We start from the raw sequence: 18072 nt of genomic DNA, 5'->3' as shown, positions 1-18072 counted from the left end.
AGTTTCTCAGTCAGTATAGTCATCTTAAAAATAGGGAATTTGCAAACGATTGCAAAATAAAAGAAACAACACTTATTTAACCCAATTGTTAAAAAATCCTCCCGACCTTTGCCTCTCAGGAAATCTAAACAAACATGAAACACATTTGCCTGGCGATGCTGATCACGCTATCAACGCATTTCGCTTTTGCTCAGGACACAACGCAGCAGATTGTTCAAGGACGCACCAACAGCAAAGAGCAGGAAGCCAAACCTTATGTCATCATGATCTCTATCGATGGCTTCAGGTACGATTATGCAGAAAAGTACCAGGCAAAAAATTTACTGGAACTGTCCGGCGAAGGCGTGAAAGCCACTGCCATGCAGCCTTCTTATCCAAGTTTGACCTTTCCTAACCACTATACACTAATCACCGGTTTGTATCCTGCCCATCATGGGCTGGTAGACAATTCCTTCTATGACAGGAATCGCAAGCAATCCTATGAAATGAAGAACCGCGACGCGGTGGAAGATGGTACCTGGTACGGCGGAACCCCGCTCTGGGTACTGGCTGAAAAGCAACATATGGTCAGCGCCAGTTATTTCTGGGTAGGTTCGGAAAGTCCTATTCAAAATACACGTCCTACCTACTCATACCGCTACCAGGAAAAGACAGGTATCGACAACCGTATTCAGTCCGTCGTAAACTGGCTGAAACTGCCGGCAGCACAACGACCTCACCTGATCACCTTTTACTTCCCTGAGGTAGATCATGCCGGGCACAGCTATGGTCCTGAGTCAGAACAGGTAAAACAACAGGTACAGTTTGTCGATGAAAGCATCGGTAAAATGGTGAAAGCAGTGAGTGCATTGAACCTGCCTGTGAACTACATCGTAGTATCAGATCATGGTATGAGTGCTGTAGATACAATGCACCTTATACAACTGAAAGATATGGGATTAAAAATGTCGTGGGGTGGTGAGAAAGCAATGTTTTACAGTGATGATACAGCAAAGGTAAACGAAGCGTATGCATATTATAAATCTCACGAAGACCACTTCAGGGCTTATAGGAAAAATGAAATGCCTGCAAGATGGCATTATGGAACAGAAGATAAATACAACCGTATCGGTGATATCATAATAGTACCTGATGCGTATTATATTTTCGCGCAGCCTAAACGGGGCGAACAACATACCGGTCATCATGGATTTGATAATAATCTCACGGATATGAATGCCGTATTCATGGCGTGGGGCCCTGCATTTAAAGCGCACCAGCGGATTGGTACATTTGCCAATATACACGTGTATCCGCTGGTAGCTGAAATATTGGGTCTGCAAATCACAGAACCGGTCGATGGCCGGCTCGAAGTATTACAACCTATATTAAAGGGCAGATAAAACTCTTTTTATCATTTCATCCATTGCTTTGTACTCTATCCATCTCATCACGACCACTAAGTCATGCTCCGGATCTACATATATCAGGTTACTCCCATTTCCTACATGTACAAAAGCACTGGCCGGTGCACTGGGCTCCTTTTGTTGCCATTCGCCCCTGGGAGGAAAATACCCTTGTTTGGATTGAGCGAATCCTTGCCATGAAATACTAACGAGCAGGAAAAGAAGGATAGGTGATTTCATACTTGCAAGATAAGAAGAATTGAATGGTTGGTGTTAAATTTGCTATACGTATACAGGTTTTCGCTATCTTCAACTACCAATGGAAAAAATAATACAGGACTTATCGGGGATTGAGGTATCCAGCATGGATCTGGATGCCGCTATATCATTCCAGCCGTTTATCAATCGCCTCCGTGACAGGATCAGGAACGAGCAAACGGCAAAGAAAACTTTGTATGAGCAGGTGCTGGCCACTTACGAAACATACAACCTGTCGCAGGAGGGAATTCCATTGACAGATATTGACAAATACGAGGCCCTTCTGGACCTGATGTATGCCTGTCTTTCGCCTGCCATGACGAACGAAAGGGAGCTGGCATGGGCCATGAACATGCCTTTTCAGCCAATTATTTTCTACGGTACCACCCTGTTTTATGAACTGATGCGCAACCGTCGGGATGACCACGATATTTATGTGACTACGAAGAACGCTGACGACTATCAACACAATCGTCTCAAATCATTATATTCCTTTGTACTGCAGAAGCTGTATAACTTCCAGGCACCTACGCAACTGCCGGATGTACATGCAGGTATCAACTTAGCTACAGGTTTGTTGCAATACTATGCCATGCAGATCAACATGGATTACATTGAAGTCACTGCCAAAGGTCCTTTGCCTGAGCTGGATTTCAGTGAACTCTATATGCGTATGAGTGAAGGGGAGGGGTATGACATCCTGCTGGAAATGCTGCCATTGTCTCTCTTCAAAATAAGAGGGATCTGTATCCTGAATCTCACAGACGTCACCGCCGAAAAAGCCATTGATAATATAGAGCGGATACGCCTGAACCGTACACCTGACAAGGAAGAAGAGAACTACAGGTATGTGATCAAATCGCTGAAGACGCTGGTTAAAAATAACCAGATCGAGTTTGATCTCTTCCCGTTTGTCAGGGTGAACAATGAACCTGTATACGGCTATGTAAATGGCGGTACCGGTATCCTCTCCGAAGTATGGGGAGAAGGTCGTGTATCTCCCGAAGAGTTCCGCCGGCAGGCCAAAGGATATTTCTCCAATCCAAATTTCTTCTTCTCTCCTGATATATTTTCTGAAAAACAGCAGCAGCAGGACCACCTGGATCACTTCCGTAAACTGGGTGTGCGCTCACTGGCACTGATGCCGGTATTTCACAATCGTACACCGGTAGGAGTATTGGCAATCCATACCTGGGAAAACGCTTCTTTTGATGAGAAGGTTATTGTATTGCTGCAACCAGCCATGGCAGCCATCGGCCGTTTGCTACAGATCTATATTGATGAGTTCAACTATGAAATAGAAGGCATCATCAAAGAAAAATTTACCTCTATCCAGCCAGCCGTGCAATGGAAGTTCAACGAAGTGGCCTGGCAATACCTGCATGATAAAAAACGCCATTTAGCGGATAACGAATTCAATATTCACTTTGACAATGTCTATCCATTATATGGTGCGGTAGATATCCGCAACTCTACTATAGAACGGAACAAAGCTATTGTAGCCGACCTGGATGCTCACCTGTCATTACTGGGTGGTACCCTGAATACCTTACAGGAACGCTATCCATCATCCCTGCTGGAGGAGATGATTTACAAGTGCTGTAAGTGGCAGGAAATACTGGGATCAGACCAGCTGTATGCCAATGACGAAGATAAGCTGAATGGTTTCTTAAGAAAAGAAACAACACCATTCCTCTCGCACCTGGCCGTGCGACACCCGGAAAGCAAACCATTGGTAGATGAATACCTGAAAGTGCTGGAAACTTTTAACAACAGTACGACCGGTGAAAAATATTCACTGGAAGTATCTATGCAGTTGATCAATGAAGCAGTGAACGAATATTTTGAAATAGAGAAGATCCAGTTACAAAGCCTGTACCCCTGTTACTTTGAAAAGTTCAGAACGGATGGGGTAGAGTACGATGCATATATCGGACAGTCTATTGCACCTCAGCATCCTTTCGATCATTTTCATCTGAAGAACTTACGCCTCTGGCAACTATCCAGTATGGCTGCGATTGCACGCATTACGCATGCCTTACTACCGAACATGCCTAAGGTTTTACACACCACCCAACTCATTTTTGTTCACAACCATACTATTGATATCAGTTTCAGGGCAGACGAAAGACGCTTTGATGTGGAAGGCGCTTACAACATCCGTTACCAGATGATCAAGAAGCGCATTGACAAAGTGCGTGTCAAGGATACAGAAGAGCGCCTTACCCAACCGGATAAGATCGTGCTGATCTATTTCGATGAAAAGGATGTGGATGATTACCTGCCCTTTATCGAATATCTACAGGAGAAGGACACCCTTTGCAGGGACCTGGAATACCTGTTGCTGGAAGATCTGCAGGGCTTAAGCGGTCTCAAGGCTTTGCGTGTAGGTGTGGTGTACGAATCTTCACTGAACGATTAGTTTCTTCGTTTCTTTAATGCCTTTAGAAGTCAGTCGCACGAGGTACATGCCAGCCTCCAGGTCACTGATGCCCACATTCAGGCGGGTGGTACCTTCCTGCAAACCACCCAGGAAAGATTTCACCAAAGCACCCCGGCTATTGTAAAATTCAATTAATACCTCAGCAGCGGTTTGCAATTCATACTTAATATTGACATTGCCGGATGCGGGATTAGGAAAGACTGTCAGATCGGCGGCGGCGGTTTTCTCTTCCTGTGAGGAGACAGACACGGCGCTCCATGTAAAGGTCGTACCGGTATTGATCTCTTTCGCATTGCAGTTCAGGCTCAGCAGGTTGCTCTCCATAAAGACAAATTCTCCTTTTAAATTTTGCAATGCAACAGTATTGTTGCTCAGGCCTACCCATTTAAAACGGGAGTTGTGATCAATCATCGTGCTGGTACAACGCATTGGGCTGGTAGATGTAACATAGCGACCGTTACTACCCTGCAGGGCGATGGTGCTGTCACCGGCATCGACAATTATAAATTGTTCGGAGGCGCTGATGGAGGTATGATCGCATTTCATAGGGCCATACCTGTCAGCGGCAGACATGAGCCAGACATCGTTGAGCAGGTAAATCGTGCTGCCTACGGGTGCAGGGGGAATGGTATCCTGTGCTTGTACAGACAGGATAGCCGTCAGCAATGATATACAGCACAGTAAGTAAAGTTTCATGGATAGGTTTTAATATCAATAAGAGATATGGAATACGGCTATTACATAACGCAATAAAAAATATTTTATTATAAAACTAATTGTGCATGTAAGCGCTGCAATGTTCCAGGCAGGTCCCCACACAATCCCGGATGTACTTTAGATGATTGAATAATCGTACTTCTTGTTGCAGTCAGCCAGCGAAAACGGGAGGGTTGGTCCAGTTTGGCAATCGGTCCCGCATCACGATGTCCTGCGGCAATCTGTTCAAAGGCAACCAGGTATGCGTTTAGTTCCTCCATATCGATATCCGGCGCCAGGCTCCTGATCTTTTCCTCGTTCAGGGTATAAATGGTTTGCAGATACCGCTGTTGTTTACAATACAGGATCACACCTATATTGAGAAACTCTTCGCGTACCACACTGGGAACTACGCGAATGACAGCATACTCATATAAGTGCTTCTCTTGCATGTTGTGCTTCTTTTACAAATATTTCAGACACGGCGAGGCGTGTAGTTAAGAAATTATAATATACCTGTCTTACATCATCCGGCGATTCGCCGGAAGGCCATTCCTGCAACCATACGTCAGGGATCAGGTGCACGATTCCCCTGATCTTTTCAGGTGTCAGTATTGCTTTCAGTTGCGTATCTGCTTCCGCGATCATATTGGCCTGTGGCAGCAGTACGTGGTCTTTGACCTGTACAAACGGCTTTTTGGCAGATTCCTCCCAGTTATTCCAGGAGTGGTGAAAGTACAGGGAAGCGCCATGGTCTATGAGCCAAAGCTCTCTGTGCCACATGAGCATATTGGTATTGCGGGGGGTACGGTCTACATTGGTAAGCAGGCAGTCCATCCATACAATAGACGATGCCAGTTCAGGGTCTATTTTAGTCACCACCGGATCGTAGGTGACAGCACCTGACAGGTAATGGACACCCAGGTTCAGACCAACGCTGGCCTTCAGGAGGTCCTGTATTTCCTCATCGGGTTCCGTACGGCCAAAGGCACTATCCAGGTTGGCAAACACGATTTCCGGCATTTTCAATCCTAATGCGCGGGCTATTTCTCCTCCTATCAGTTCGGCTACCAGGGCTTTGATACCCTGGCCGGCACCCCGGAATTTCAGTACATACAGGAAACCGTCATCCGCTTCAGCGATGGCGGGTAGGGAGCCACCTTCCCGAAGCGGCGTGACATATCTTGTTACGCTAACGGTTCTAAGCTCAGGTTGTTGATTCATACCCGCAAGTTAGGTAAAAGAGGTAATACCCTTCATACAGTCAGGGAGATAACCCGCCTATAAGCCGCCTATAACCCGCCCATAAGCCGTAGATAAGCCGCATCTATATAGAGGCGGCTTATCTACGGCTTATGGGCGATTTATGTATGGGTTACTCTTATTTCTTACTCCTTTTCGATGTATCTTGCACCATAATTTTGCATTAATCATTTGACGGATCAATTCACAACATGGGTAAGAGAAGCGGCGGACGGAAATCAGCTGGCATATGGTTATTTATATACCCATCATTACCCCCGTCTGCAGGTTGCCATTACCTTTATTACCCAGGATAAGGACGAAACCGAAGAGATCCTGCAGGAAACTTTCCTCCGTATCTGGAAAACAAAAGAGAAGTTATTACTGGTACGGTCATTTGAAGACTACGCCTTCCGGGTAGCCAAAAACCTCCTGTTCGACCTCCTCCGGCGCAAAAAGGTTCACCTGAAAGCCATCGACACCATCTTCCGGCATCAGGACGATGCCACTACCGGTGGTGATCATCAGCTGGTTTATAAAGAATACCATGACATTGCCACCCGTGCCATCGATACCCTCGATCCTCAGAAAAAGGAGATTTTCCTGCTGCGCACACAGGAAGGACTCAGTTTTGAAGAAATTGCCGCCAAATGCGGGATCGCTGTAGTCACCGTCAAAAAACATTTTTACACAGCTTTTCATACCCTCAAAAAGCTCCTGAATGAGCATGGTGGCATATTTACCTTCCTCCTCATCGTCTGGTCCAGGGGCCATTAGCATTTTTTTTTTCAAAACAGCGTATACGAATCTTTCACGAGTTCGTCTCTAGTATATGAGCGACGAGCAGATCATCCATTTAATTCATAAATACAGGAGCGGTACACTGACCGAAGCGGAGGAGCTGGCTTTTTTTAGCTGGTATGCTGAAGTGGAGGCCGATGCGTTCCATCGTATCCTGCAACAGGCAGGAGAAGTGGATTATGTGCCAGCGTCGCCTGCGTTTCTGTCTTCAATGCAGGAGCGCTTACAACATAAAGAAGGGGTAGTCAGGAGAATGCCATTCCTGCGCCGCGCTGCTGCTGCAGCGGCCATCATTGTACTGGGCGCCTCCGCCTGGTACGTTTTCAAACCACAACGCAGACCTTTACCACCAATGGAAGTCGCAACAGTGAATGATGTACAACCCGGTAAAAGTGGTGCCGTGCTCACCCTCGCGAACGGCCAGGTCATAGCCCTGGATAGTACCGGTAATGGGGTGATTGCCAACCAGAATGGAACCACGGTGACATTAAAGAATGGTAGTCTGAGCTACAATGCAGACAAAGCCGCCTCCGTGAGCTACAACATGATCCATACGCCGAATGCCAGGCAGTTCAAACTGGTATTGCCGGATGGTACCACTGTATGGCTCAATGCAGGTAGTTCCCTCAAATATCCCACCGCCTTTACAGGTAGTGATAGGACCGTCACGATTACGGGTGAAGCCTTCTTCGATGTAGCAAAAGATGCAGTTCATCCTTTTGTAGTAGAAGTAGCCAACCAAATGAAAGTACAGGTACTGGGCACACAGTTCAATATCAATGCCTATACTGACGAACAGCAAATCAAAGCGACCCTGATACAGGGAAGTATCAGGGTGAACAAAGGTGCCGCAGCGGTTGTATTGCAACCGGGCCAACAGGCGCAGGTGAACGATGATATCACAGTAAACAGTCACATAAACACAGCACAGGTAACAGCCTGGAAAGATGGGGTCTTCAACTTCGATGATTTGGGAGTAGAGGCGGTCATGCATCAGCTGGCCAGATGGTATGATATCGAGGTGGTTTATGAACAGGGTATTCCAACCAGCCGATTCTATGGCGAAATAGGTCGTAACCTAAGCCTGGCACAGGTACTGGAAGGGTTAAAACTATCAGGGGTACATTTTAGAATTGAAGGTAAACGGCTGATCGTATTACCGTAAGCACCACAACCATGTGAATTGTTTTTCAATATAAGTTCGTCTAAACGAAAAACCGCCCAGAGGTAGGATTCTGAGCGGCTAAGGTCCGGATGCACTGAATAGACAATTATTTAGGGACAACTGAATTTTTCAATCAACCAAACCAAATGCAAGGTATGCAAAAAATTGCTTTTTGTGACCGGGCCGACCGTGTCATGCCTTTTTACCGGCTTTATGGAAGCCGGTTGTCAGCCAAAATTATGTTAGTTATGAAGCTAACCATCGTATTAATGACCGTTGCATTCATGGGGGTTTATGCAAGTGGTCGATCTCAATCAGTGACAATGTCCGGCAATAATATCTCGCTGGAAAAAACATTTTCTACTATTCGTATACAAACAGGATATCTCGTATTCTGTGACCGTGAATTATTGTCTGAAGCCGCTCCGGTTTCTGTAGCAGCGACTAACATGCCGCTGAACCAGTTCCTGGAACTGATCTTCAAAAATCAATCCCTGCAATACCTGATCCGCGAGCAGACGATCTTCGTGAGTAAGAAGATAAAACTGCCGGGTGTACCTGAAGTGATCAGTACTGTACCTGTAGAAGGTATCGTGCACGAGGCCGGTGGATACCCGCTGGAAGGTGCGACTGTGAAGGTGAAGAATAGCCCCGTGTCTGTGATCACCAATTCAAAAGGGTATTTTGACCTGAATGCAAAAGTGGGCGATGTGCTGGTAATTACATTTGTAGGGTTTGAGCCACAGGAGATAAAGATCACCAATACCACCACACTGGATATTGCTTTGAAAAGACAGGTGGTGAATGTAGATGAAGTTACTGTGAGTGTGAGCACCGGTTACCAGACGATTTCCAAAGAAAGAGCTACAGGGTCTTATGGTGTGATCACTGCAAAAGAAATTGCAGCTACACCTACAATTGATATCATGCAAAGACTGGAAGGTAAGGTACCGGGTGTGAAAATAGATGTGAACACCGGTCTTGTACAGATCAGAAGTACCAATACCTATGCTACTAATTCAGAACCGCTGGTGGTGATAGATGGTTTCCCCATGATTGCTGTCGGTGATAACCAAAGACTGACCTCCATTGGTAATTCCCAGATGGCCAACAATACTGTACTGTCTAAAATCAACCCTGAAGATATTGACCAGATCACTTTCCTCAAGGATGCGGTAGCCACTTCTGTATGGGGGGCAAAAGGTGCGAATGGTGTGATCGTGATCACGACCAAGCACGGTAAGAAAGGGTTACCTACGTTGAACTTTTCTTCCACCGTTGGGGTGGCGTCTGCGCCAAAATTTTCCAAAATGCACTGGATGAGCACTGCTGAGTATGTAGACCTGGAAAAAGACCTGGTGAACAAGGGATTTATTACTGATGCCAAGCAGAGTGATTATTATGATCCTTTGTATGCAAGTAATCCAAGTGAAGTGCAGGAATGGCTCTTCAAAGTACAGCGTGGCGAAGCGACACAGGCAGAAGCGGATGCGGCCATAGATGAAATTTCTAAACGCAGTAATGAAGGACAGATCAGGCAATACCTGCTACGCAAAGCAATCTCACAGCAGTATAACCTGTCTATTTCCGGTGGTAATGATGTCAATTCTTATTACATCTCTGCCAACCATAACAGGGATAATCCAATTTATAGAAGTAACAATGCTGACAATACTAACCTGACAGCTAACCTCTCCAATAAACTGTGGAACAACAGGGTGACGATCAGTACAGGTTTTAGCTACCAGATTGCTAATACAAAAACGAACCAGGCCGCAGTAGATGCATTGGGCGCTACTACCACATCTCTTCGTCCATACGATATGCTGGTAAACAGCGATGGTAGCCTGATACAACGTTCTATTAAATTCCGTCCGGAATTTGCAGACAGCCTGACGAACCTTGGTTATCTTCCCTTTACCTATAACGCTATCCAGGAGTTAAACTATAGCAATAACAAGAGTACTGCCAATACAGCCCGATTCAATTCCGGTATCAATGTTAAGATCACGCCATGGCTGACAGCAGATGTATCTGGTCAGTATCAGCGTTATAACTATTACCTGAGCACGATCAATGAAATAGACAGCTATGTGGGTCGTATGAATATGAATACTTTTACTACTATATCTTCTACTACGGGCAGACCAGTGTATAGTATTCCTTACGGGGGTACTTATTATATCCAGCAGTCTATGAACAGTGAATATGCACTGCGCGGACAACTGAATTTCAATAAAACCATTCACAGTTATCATCACATTACAGCGCTGGCAGGTTCTGAAATACGCCAGACGTATACAAAAGGTGATGCGAGTACCCGTTATGGATATGATCAGGATGCAAATACCTTTGGTTCCATCGATCCATCCACCTATTACAATACAATGTATGGGTACACCCAGCAGATTGGTAATAACCTGAGTGCCATCACAGAGCAGAGGAACCGTTACCTGTCTTACTTTGGTAATGTGGCTTACAATTACAAAGCGAAGTATGACCTGTCTGGTAGTGCCCGCTTTGATGATTATACCCTGTTAGGTATTGATCGCAGCAAACGTGCAAAACCTTTCTGGTCTATAGGTGGTAAATGGAACGTTCAGCAGGAAAACTTTATGCAGTCATTCAGCTGGCTGAGTAACCTGAGTGCACGGCTGACTTACGGTACAGGTGGTTCTGTTCCATTGGCAGGTTATAATATAGCCGTCATTACCCTGGGTTCTACTGACAATAACACACAGTTGCCAACAGGTACTATCAGCAATCCGGCTAACCAGCAGCTGCAATGGGAAACTACCCGCACCCTGAATGGTGGCCTGGATATCGGCGTGTTCAACAACCGCCTCACTGCCAGCATCGATGTATATCATAAATGGAGCAATGGTATTGTAGTGTACCAGCCGTACAACTCTACTTATGGATGGTCTTACGTATACTTCAACTCAGGTAAACTCCAGAGCCATGGTATTGACCTGGGGCTGACAGCCACCTGGATGGATACAAAAGATATGACCTTCAGGTCTAACATCAACTTTGCTTACAGCACTAATAAGGTAACAGACAGCCGTTACAACAATTTTACTGTGAATGCTCTCTTAGGCGGTGCACAGACGTTGGATGGTTATCCAATCGGAGCTCAGTTTGTATACCGTTCTGCAGGCCTGGATGAAACCGGTCAGACGCAGATCTACGATAAGAATAATAAGATCATCAAAAGTACAGAAGCGATTCCAACCACTTTTAGTAAAGATGACCTGAAATATGCAGGTGTGAAAGCTGCTCCTTACTATGGGGGATTCCTGAACAACTTCAGGTATAAGAATTTTGACCTGCAGGTACAGATTACTTATTACATGGGTGGTAAGTTTATGAAACCATCAGTGAATGGTTATCCTCAGTACTCTTCTTTCTATGGTGTACTGGGTCGCCAGGAAGATTTTGCAAAGAGATGGCGTGAAGCAGGTGACGAAGCACACACGATAGTGCCTGGCCTCGATAACCTGAACTACAATAGCTTCCAGCGTTATCAATTTTCAGATAAGCTGTTAAGAAGTGGCGACAATATCCGCCTGCAGCAGATTTCACTGGGTTATCATTTCCCACAAAGCATGTTGCCTAAGAAGGTGATCAAGAGCCTTTCCATTAGTGGCAATGTGCGTAACCTGGGGATGATCTGGGCAGCGAACAAGGAAAAATATGATCCGCAGTACCTGAACGCCAGCAGCAGTTTTTACAGTGCGCCTCCGGTGACCAGCTATTTGTTTAACATTAATGCATCATTCTAATGAAAAAAGTAATTTTCTATATAGCGGTTGCACTGTTAGCAACAGGTTGCCGAAAATACGTGGAGATCGATCAGATAGGACAGCGGGTGCTGACCTATACCAGTGATTACAGGGCGCTGATGGATAACTCCAGCGAAATGGAGAACTGTTTCGGGCTGGCTACCTATTCCAACGATGATACCCGGTTCCTGGATACGAACAAACAGATCCAGATGACTGATATCTATTACAATGCTTATCAATGGAAATCTCAATACTGGGCAGATGCACAATCTGATGCTGACTGGGATAAAATGTATAAAACCATTTACAACTGTAACCTCACGCTGGAAGGTGTGCTGAACAGTACAAAAGGTACAGATGCCGATAAAAAGCAGATTTATGCTGAAGCATTGGTACATCGTGCATATACCTTTTGGGTACTGGTAAATCTATATGGTAAACAGTATGACAGTACAACAGCTTCTACTGACCTGGGTATACCTATGGTGGTATCTACTGATTTGTACGCCAGTTTGAAGAGGGCTTCTGTACAGACTGTGTACAACCAGATCCTGACTGACCTGCTGGCATCTGTAGATGCATTGCCATCTTTGCCAGACTACAATACCCGTCCATCCAAAGCAGGTGTGTATGCGGTACTGGCAAGAGTATACCTGTGCATAAGACAGTTTGACAAAGCGCGTAGTTATGCAGAACAGGCGCTGGCATTGCAGAATGGTTTGCTTGACCTGCGTAATTACCAGACCAGCACTTCCGACTTTCCACAGCGTCTGAAAGATCCTGAAGTGATCTTCTCTAAGGTCAGCAATGGATATTACCAGGGTATGCAGCTGGATACAGCGTTGCTCACATTGCTGGGTACGAATGATCTGCGTTATAAACTGTTCGTAAGTCCAGGTAGTAACTTCTATCCTACATTCAACGGTTACGGCTACTCCCGCTATATGTATACACGCGAGTACTATCCGCTCTACCAGGGGCCAAACGTGCCTGAAATGATGCTGATCATAGCCGAAGCAGCTGCCCGCTCAAATGATGCCAGCACTGCTGTGAGTATGATCAACTCCATCCGTGAAAAACGTTTTGCTACTACCGACTACGTAGCAGTAGATGCAGCTACCGGTGCAGACGCGATGCAACTCGTGATCGCAGAAAGAAGAAGAGAATTTTTCGGTACAGGTCTCAGATGGTTTGACCAGAAACGCCTGAACAAAGATGCGGCCTACCAGGTAACAATATCCCGCACTTTTAAGGGTGTCACCACTACATTATTGCCAAACAGTAATCGCTATGTTTTCCCGATTGGCAACAAGTATATCCTGTTAAATCCAGAGATAGAACAAAATCCAGAGTAACAAAAACCAACCATAATGAGGTGTTGGGGGAGAGTGTCACAGCTCTCTCCCGTACGCCTTACAAACAACCCAACAATGAAGTATACATGGATCAGTGCGCTGGCTATGATGCTGGCGGTGCCAGGTGTTGGCTTTAGCCAGACAGATAGCAGCAGGTTACAAAAAAGTGGTGTGCCCGTAGCAGGCGATACGTTGACCATTCATTACAATCCCGCTGGCGGTCCGCTGGCAGGAAAGGAGCATATCCGTGGGATGGTGTACACCTACCGCAACTACAGATGGGGATTGGATGATGTGAACCTGCAGTTGCACAATGGCACCTATGATGCAAAATATTTAGTGCCGGAGAACTGTGCGTTTGTAGCATTCAAATTCTATGTAGAACAGGATGGTCAGATCGCCGCTTATGATAACAATAGTGATTATGGCTTTGCAGAAACCACTATTAATAAACAGGGTGTAGCGCTGCCTGGTGGCGCACTGGCATGGGGTTTATTCCGTAAACCTTCCTTCGGTCATGCGCCGCAGGGATACTTCGAAAAATTCAATATCAGTGATGAAGCGCTGGAAATGTGGATACGTAAGGAAATGAAAAATTATCCCCAGTACATGCCACGTTATTTCGGTGATTACCTGGCTATGCTGAAAATGAGCCTGGGTGATGAATACAATGAAAAGGTGGAGAGAAACCTCGTTCGTCTGGCAGGTTTACCAGACATCGATGAATCTAACTATTACCAGATCTTTAGCACTTATCAGTTTGAACTGAAAGATACCCACAAAGGGGATTCTGTAAAAGCAGTATTATTAGCTAAATATCCTCATGGTCGTCAGGCACGCCATCAGGCATATACGGCTGCTTATAATAGTGAGCAGAACGATGCTAAACTGGGTAAGATGGAGAAATTTTTGCAGGACTTCCCGGTTGCAGAAATGCGCAAAGATTCCGGTGCTGAACAGCAGTATATGTACTACGGCATCTATAGGGAACTCGCAGTTGGCTATGTGGCAACAGGACAATTCGATAAACTGATTGCATTGCTGCCACAAATGGACTTCGCTTCCCTGGTAGAAATTTATCGCTGGAATGTAGAACGTCATTTCATGACAAACAGTATGCCGCTGGATAGTATATATCCTTTAGGAAATGCCATGATGAAAGAACTGATCAGCAAAGTACATGATGGCTCTTACAATGAAAACCTGCGCTTTACTCCCAACCAGGCAGATGAATTTGCAATGAGTCAGCTGGATAAAAAACTGGCTGTACAGGTACGCATGCTGGACAAAATGGGCCGCTATGCAGAAGCGATGCCCTATCTTCGTATGATCTCTCCAGCCTTTATCTATACCAATGCAAAACTGAATGATGCACATATCGACATCCTGGAGCATACCGGCAATACAGCACAGGCAGCGGCAGTACTGGAAACAGGTGTAAGTAATAATGCAGCTACGCCGGGTATGATTGAGAAACTGAAGAAGGAATATGTAGCAATGAATGGGAAGGAAGATGGTTTTGATGCATATATGGAAAGGCTGAAACCTGCTGCAGATGTAGAGAAGTTTAGATCTGAAATTAAGTCTCACCTGATCAGTGAAAAATATACTCCATTTAAATTAAAAGATTTAAATGGCAGGACGGTTAGCAGTGCTACAGATTTTAAAGATAAAATAGTAGTGATAGATTTCTGGGCCATGTGGTGTACACCTTGTAAATCAGCATTCCCCGGTATGCAGATGGTGGTAGATAAATATGCGAAAGATAAGCATGTCGCATTTTATTTTATTGCTACGCAGGCTGCCAATAAAAACTATAAAGAGGAAATCAAGAGCTATATTAGCAAATCAGGTTACCGCTTCAATGTATTGTTGGATGAAATTACAGGCAAAGGTGCACAGGACCAGGTATTCAGATCTATGGTATCGGTGTTCAGGTCATCAGGTATTCCACGCAAGGTGGTGCTGAAGAATGGCGTGATCCGCTGGACATCAGAAGGATATGGTGGTAGTGCGAGCAAACTGGTGGATGAACTGAGCTATGTAATTGACCTGTTAAAAAATGAGAATTGATGAAAGGGAAATTAATGCTGGTGGCACTGCTGGGAATGCAGGTCGCAGTCGCTCAGAAAAAAACAATCGATACGACTGCGTATAACGAATGGAAAAGAATTGGAACGCCATCCCTATCCTACGATGGTCAGTGGATGCTGTACCGCTATAGCGGAGATGAGCAGGGCTTACAGTACCTGGTGAATACGGCGAGTGGCAAAGCGACCACCTTTAGTAATATGAACAGTCCTGAATTTATAGGCAGGGGAAAGTGGATAAAGTTCACCAGAAATGATTCCACTGTGCTGAGACGTTTGAAAGACGGACATGAAGAATACTGGACCCGGAGTAGCTATTTTGTTGGTAATGACAATGGTACGACTTTGAGTTACAGCGCTTCCGGTAAACAGGTAGTCGTAGATATAAACACTGGCGACAGCACTGTACTGAATGGTGTAGGCAGGTGTAATTTCTATGACGGCGGGGTTATTTACGTCAAGGGAAACCAGTTGCTGGCAGGTCCGTTAAAGGGAAAACATGCGGTGTTGTTTACAGGACCGATTGATGATTTTAACTTTAATATGGGCAGGAAAGAGGGGACGGTCTTGTCTGACAAAAAGGTGTATTATTTTTCTATAAAAAGTGGAAAGGCCACCTTCGTGTTTGATTACAGGGACGTAAAAGCACCTGCAGGTTATAGCGTAAACGAACAGGCGCCGCCAGTTACAGCAGGAACCAAACAGTTTGTACTTGATGTAATGCGTACAGCGCAACCTGTGATGCGTCCGCAACCACAGAATACCGGTTTCCAGCTGGAACTGTGGACATGGAATGAGCCGGTGACACAACGTTTGCAACGCAGGGGGGTGTATGACAAGAACATGATGAACCAGGCGAAGTTTGTGTATAACATCGATACAAAGACGGTGGTAGAAGTAGCACCTGAAATGTATGGTCAGCTGGTGACACCATCCAGCGAAGCATTTGATTATGTGCTTGCATTGGATCCGGCTCCTTACAAAGTGGATATCGATTACCGCTATAATAGCAATGTGGACATTTACCTGGTAAATGTCCATACAGGAGAAAAAAGACTGATTGCAAAAGATAGTTATGAAACGCCGGGTTGGAGCCCGAATGGTAAATTCGCTATTTACTATGATACACAGAAAAAGATATGGGAAAAGATTGATCTGAGTACAGGCAATTTTATAAACATCTCTGATCAGATTGGTTTTCCTGTGAATGATGAGGAGTGGGACCAACCGGGGCGTAATCCTGCTTATGGGCTGGCAGGCTACCTGGATGGTGGGAATACGGCGGTATTCTATGACAGGTATGATATGTGGGCGGTAGACCTGACAGGTCAGCGCAAACCTTATTCACTGACAGGTCAGTATGGCCGTCAGCATAAAGTGGTGTTGCGCCTGAACGGAGCGGAATATATGGAACGGATGGATCTGAGCAAGCCTATATTGCTGCGTAGTTTCAATGAAAATACAAAGTCACGTGGATTGTACAAATTGCAATCTGTGGGGAAAGTAGAAAGCGTAGCAGATAATCCGGATTATAATGTGAAGATTGGTTCTATATCAGGTGATGGTCGTTCCTGCATCTTTACAAAGGAAAGTTACCAGGTCAACCCGGATATATGGTATGGTGATATTGATTTTAAGAAAACAAGGCAACTGACTGATTTTAATCCGCAACAGGAAGATTACAAATGGGGTGATGTGAAGGTAGTAAGTTGGAAAACTTTTGATGGCAGAGATGACGAAGGTTTGTTGTACCTGCCGGAGGGATATGATTCAACAAAAGTTTATCCTATGATTGTAGATTTCTATGAAACACATTCCCAGGATCTGCATGAATATATTGTACCTGAGTATAGCACAAGTACGATCAATATTAGTACCTATGTAAGCAATGGGTACCTGGTATTTCGCCCGGATGTGCATTATGTGATAGGTAAGCCGGGTGAGAGTGTGTATAATTGTGTGGTGAGTGGGGTGAAATCTCTGATTGATAAAAAAATTGCTGATAAAGATGCAGTTGGTTTACAGGGTCATAGCTTTGGTGGTTATGAAGCCGCTTACCTCGTGACAAGAACGGATGTATTTAAATGTGCGAATATTGGTGCGGGTGTGGTGAATATGACTTACAACTATACGGCGATGCGACAGAATGGTGCGCCATGTCTGTTTAAGTTTGAATCAGAGCAGTATAGAATGGGGAAGAGCCTGTGGGAAGATAAGGAAGGGTATATTAGCAATTCTGCTATTTTTAATGCTGATAAGATACATACACCATTGATGATCTTTCATAACGATAAAGATGGAGCAGTACCTTTTACACAAGGACTGGATCTGTTCCTGAGTATGCGTAGGTTGCAGCGTCCGGCGTGGTTACTGAATTATAAAGGTGGTAATCATACGTTGGAAGATTTGCCGGCGCAGAAGGATTTTACCATTCGTATGCAAGGTTTTTTTGATCATTATTTGAAGAAGACGGCTATGCCGGGATGGATGAGTGAGGGGATAAGTGTGGATGAGAGAAATGTAGATCAGAAATATTAAGAGAGGGAAAATGATTGATCTGACGGAAAAGGAATAATGCAGATACCTGAATAATACAATTAGAACTCATTTCATAATTATCATTTAAGTATTGATTATCAATTACAAATGCCTATTTGTGAAATGAGTTCTAGATAGGTAAATGGATAATTCATTTTAATAGGAGATTAATTTTAAATATTTGATTTTGATTTTGGTTGATAAAATGATCCGCCGCTACCTTTCAAGGTAGTGGCTTTTTTTATTGACTGAAAAATAATTTCAGTAAAAATTAGGTGATAATTTGTTTTATATAGAAGTTGTTTATACTT

General features: G+C 44.7%; 12 protein-coding genes. 8 read left to right on the top strand and 4 right to left on the bottom strand.

The window, feature by feature from the left end; genetic code table 11:
• Window positions 1-134: 134 nt before the first annotated feature.
• On the top strand, window positions 135-1382 hold the full coding sequence (locus tag BW716_RS08115; RefSeq protein ID WP_083722037.1) for an ectonucleotide pyrophosphatase/phosphodiesterase: 1248 nt from the start codon (window positions 135-137) through the stop codon (window positions 1380-1382).
• On the opposite strand, the gene BW716_RS08110 is transcribed toward BW716_RS08115, so the two are convergent.
• The gene (locus BW716_RS08110; RefSeq protein WP_083722036.1) at window positions 1368-1625 is read right to left on the bottom strand and encodes a hypothetical protein; all 258 of its coding nucleotides are present in this window, start codon (window positions 1623-1625) and stop codon (window positions 1368-1370) included. The genes BW716_RS08115 and BW716_RS08110 overlap by 15 nt on opposite strands.
• 79 nt (window positions 1626-1704) lie before the next feature.
• Between BW716_RS08110 and BW716_RS08105 the strand changes: the two genes are divergently transcribed.
• Entirely contained in the window at window positions 1705-4065 is a 2361-nt protein-coding gene (locus BW716_RS08105) for a GAF domain-containing protein (protein ID WP_083722035.1), read from the top strand.
• On the opposite strand, the gene BW716_RS08100 is transcribed toward BW716_RS08105, so the two are convergent.
• The 3 genes from BW716_RS08100 to BW716_RS08090 form a co-directional block, all read right to left on the bottom strand.
• Window positions 4051-4782 (bottom strand): T9SS type A sorting domain-containing protein, encoded by a 732-nt coding sequence (locus BW716_RS08100; protein WP_083722034.1) that lies wholly within the window; start codon window positions 4780-4782, stop codon window positions 4051-4053. The genes BW716_RS08105 and BW716_RS08100 overlap by 15 nt on opposite strands.
• Before the next feature lie 68 nt (window positions 4783-4850).
• Window positions 4851-5234 (bottom strand): DUF3037 domain-containing protein, encoded by a 384-nt coding sequence (locus BW716_RS08095; protein WP_083722033.1) that lies wholly within the window; start codon window positions 5232-5234, stop codon window positions 4851-4853.
• A complete protein-coding gene (locus tag BW716_RS08090; protein ID WP_083722032.1) occupies window positions 5212-6006 on the bottom strand; it encodes a HipA family kinase in 795 nt (264 codons plus the stop codon). Before BW716_RS08090 ends, BW716_RS08095 begins: the two co-directional genes overlap by 23 nt.
• A 210-nt stretch (window positions 6007-6216) precedes the next feature.
• On the opposite strand from BW716_RS08090, the gene BW716_RS08085 reads away from it, so the two are divergent.
• The 6 genes from BW716_RS08085 to BW716_RS08060 all read left to right on the top strand — a co-directional run bounded on the left by BW716_RS08085 (window position 6217) and on the right by BW716_RS08060 (window position 17761).
• Window positions 6217-6801 (top strand): RNA polymerase sigma factor, encoded by a 585-nt coding sequence (locus BW716_RS08085; RefSeq protein ID WP_179091042.1) that lies wholly within the window; start codon window positions 6217-6219, stop codon window positions 6799-6801.
• Window positions 6802-6856: 55 nt separating this feature from the next.
• On the top strand, window positions 6857-7990 hold the full coding sequence (locus tag BW716_RS08080) for a FecR family protein (protein WP_083722030.1): 1134 nt from the start codon (window positions 6857-6859) through the stop codon (window positions 7988-7990).
• A 248-nt stretch (window positions 7991-8238) separates the two neighbouring features.
• Window positions 8239-11775, top strand: a complete 3537-nt coding sequence (locus BW716_RS08075; RefSeq protein WP_179091041.1) for a SusC/RagA family TonB-linked outer membrane protein — start codon at window positions 8239-8241, stop codon at window positions 11773-11775.
• Window positions 11775-13133, top strand: a complete 1359-nt coding sequence (locus BW716_RS08070) for a RagB/SusD family nutrient uptake outer membrane protein (RefSeq protein ID WP_083722028.1) — start codon at window positions 11775-11777, stop codon at window positions 13131-13133. The genes BW716_RS08075 and BW716_RS08070 overlap by 1 nt, the downstream gene beginning before the upstream one ends.
• Before the next feature lie 75 nt (window positions 13134-13208).
• On the top strand, window positions 13209-15206 hold the full coding sequence (locus tag BW716_RS08065) for a TlpA disulfide reductase family protein (RefSeq protein WP_179091040.1): 1998 nt from the start codon (window positions 13209-13211) through the stop codon (window positions 15204-15206).
• A complete protein-coding gene (locus BW716_RS08060) occupies window positions 15206-17761 on the top strand; it encodes a prolyl oligopeptidase family serine peptidase (protein WP_083722026.1) in 2556 nt (851 codons plus the stop codon). The genes BW716_RS08065 and BW716_RS08060 overlap by 1 nt, the downstream gene beginning before the upstream one ends.
• Window positions 17762-18072 lie beyond the last annotated feature (311 nt).

The organism is [Flexibacter] sp. ATCC 35208 (genome assembly GCF_001975825.1).
Lineage (GTDB): Bacteria > Bacteroidota > Bacteroidia > Chitinophagales > Chitinophagaceae > Chitinophaga.
Note: the sequence above shows the minus strand (reverse complement) of the source record. Positions and strands in the feature narration are given on the sequence as shown.

What these genes read in the sequence shown, in the direction of transcription:
- BW716_RS08115 (WP_083722037.1), top strand. Translation starts at nt 135, where the DNA reads ATGAAACACATTTGCCTGGCGATGCTGATCACGCTATCAACGCATTTC.
- BW716_RS08110 (WP_083722036.1), bottom strand. Translation starts at nt 1,625, where the DNA reads ATGAAATCACCTATCCTTCTTTTCCTGCTCGTTAGTATTTCATGGCAA.
- BW716_RS08105 (WP_083722035.1), top strand. Translation starts at nt 1,705, where the DNA reads ATGGAAAAAATAATACAGGACTTATCGGGGATTGAGGTATCCAGCATG.
- BW716_RS08100 (WP_083722034.1), bottom strand. Translation starts at nt 4,782, where the DNA reads ATGAAACTTTACTTACTGTGCTGTATATCATTGCTGACGGCTATCCTG.
- BW716_RS08095 (WP_083722033.1), bottom strand. Translation starts at nt 5,234, where the DNA reads ATGCAAGAGAAGCACTTATATGAGTATGCTGTCATTCGCGTAGTTCCC.
- BW716_RS08090 (WP_083722032.1), bottom strand. Translation starts at nt 6,006, where the DNA reads ATGAATCAACAACCTGAGCTTAGAACCGTTAGCGTAACAAGATATGTC.
- BW716_RS08080 (WP_083722030.1), top strand. Translation starts at nt 6,857, where the DNA reads ATGAGCGACGAGCAGATCATCCATTTAATTCATAAATACAGGAGCGGT.
- BW716_RS08075 (WP_179091041.1), top strand. Translation starts at nt 8,239, where the DNA reads ATGAAGCTAACCATCGTATTAATGACCGTTGCATTCATGGGGGTTTAT.
- BW716_RS08070 (WP_083722028.1), top strand. Translation starts at nt 11,775, where the DNA reads ATGAAAAAAGTAATTTTCTATATAGCGGTTGCACTGTTAGCAACAGGT.
- BW716_RS08065 (WP_179091040.1), top strand. Translation starts at nt 13,209, where the DNA reads ATGAAGTATACATGGATCAGTGCGCTGGCTATGATGCTGGCGGTGCCA.
- BW716_RS08060 (WP_083722026.1), top strand. Translation starts at nt 15,206, where the DNA reads ATGAAAGGGAAATTAATGCTGGTGGCACTGCTGGGAATGCAGGTCGCA.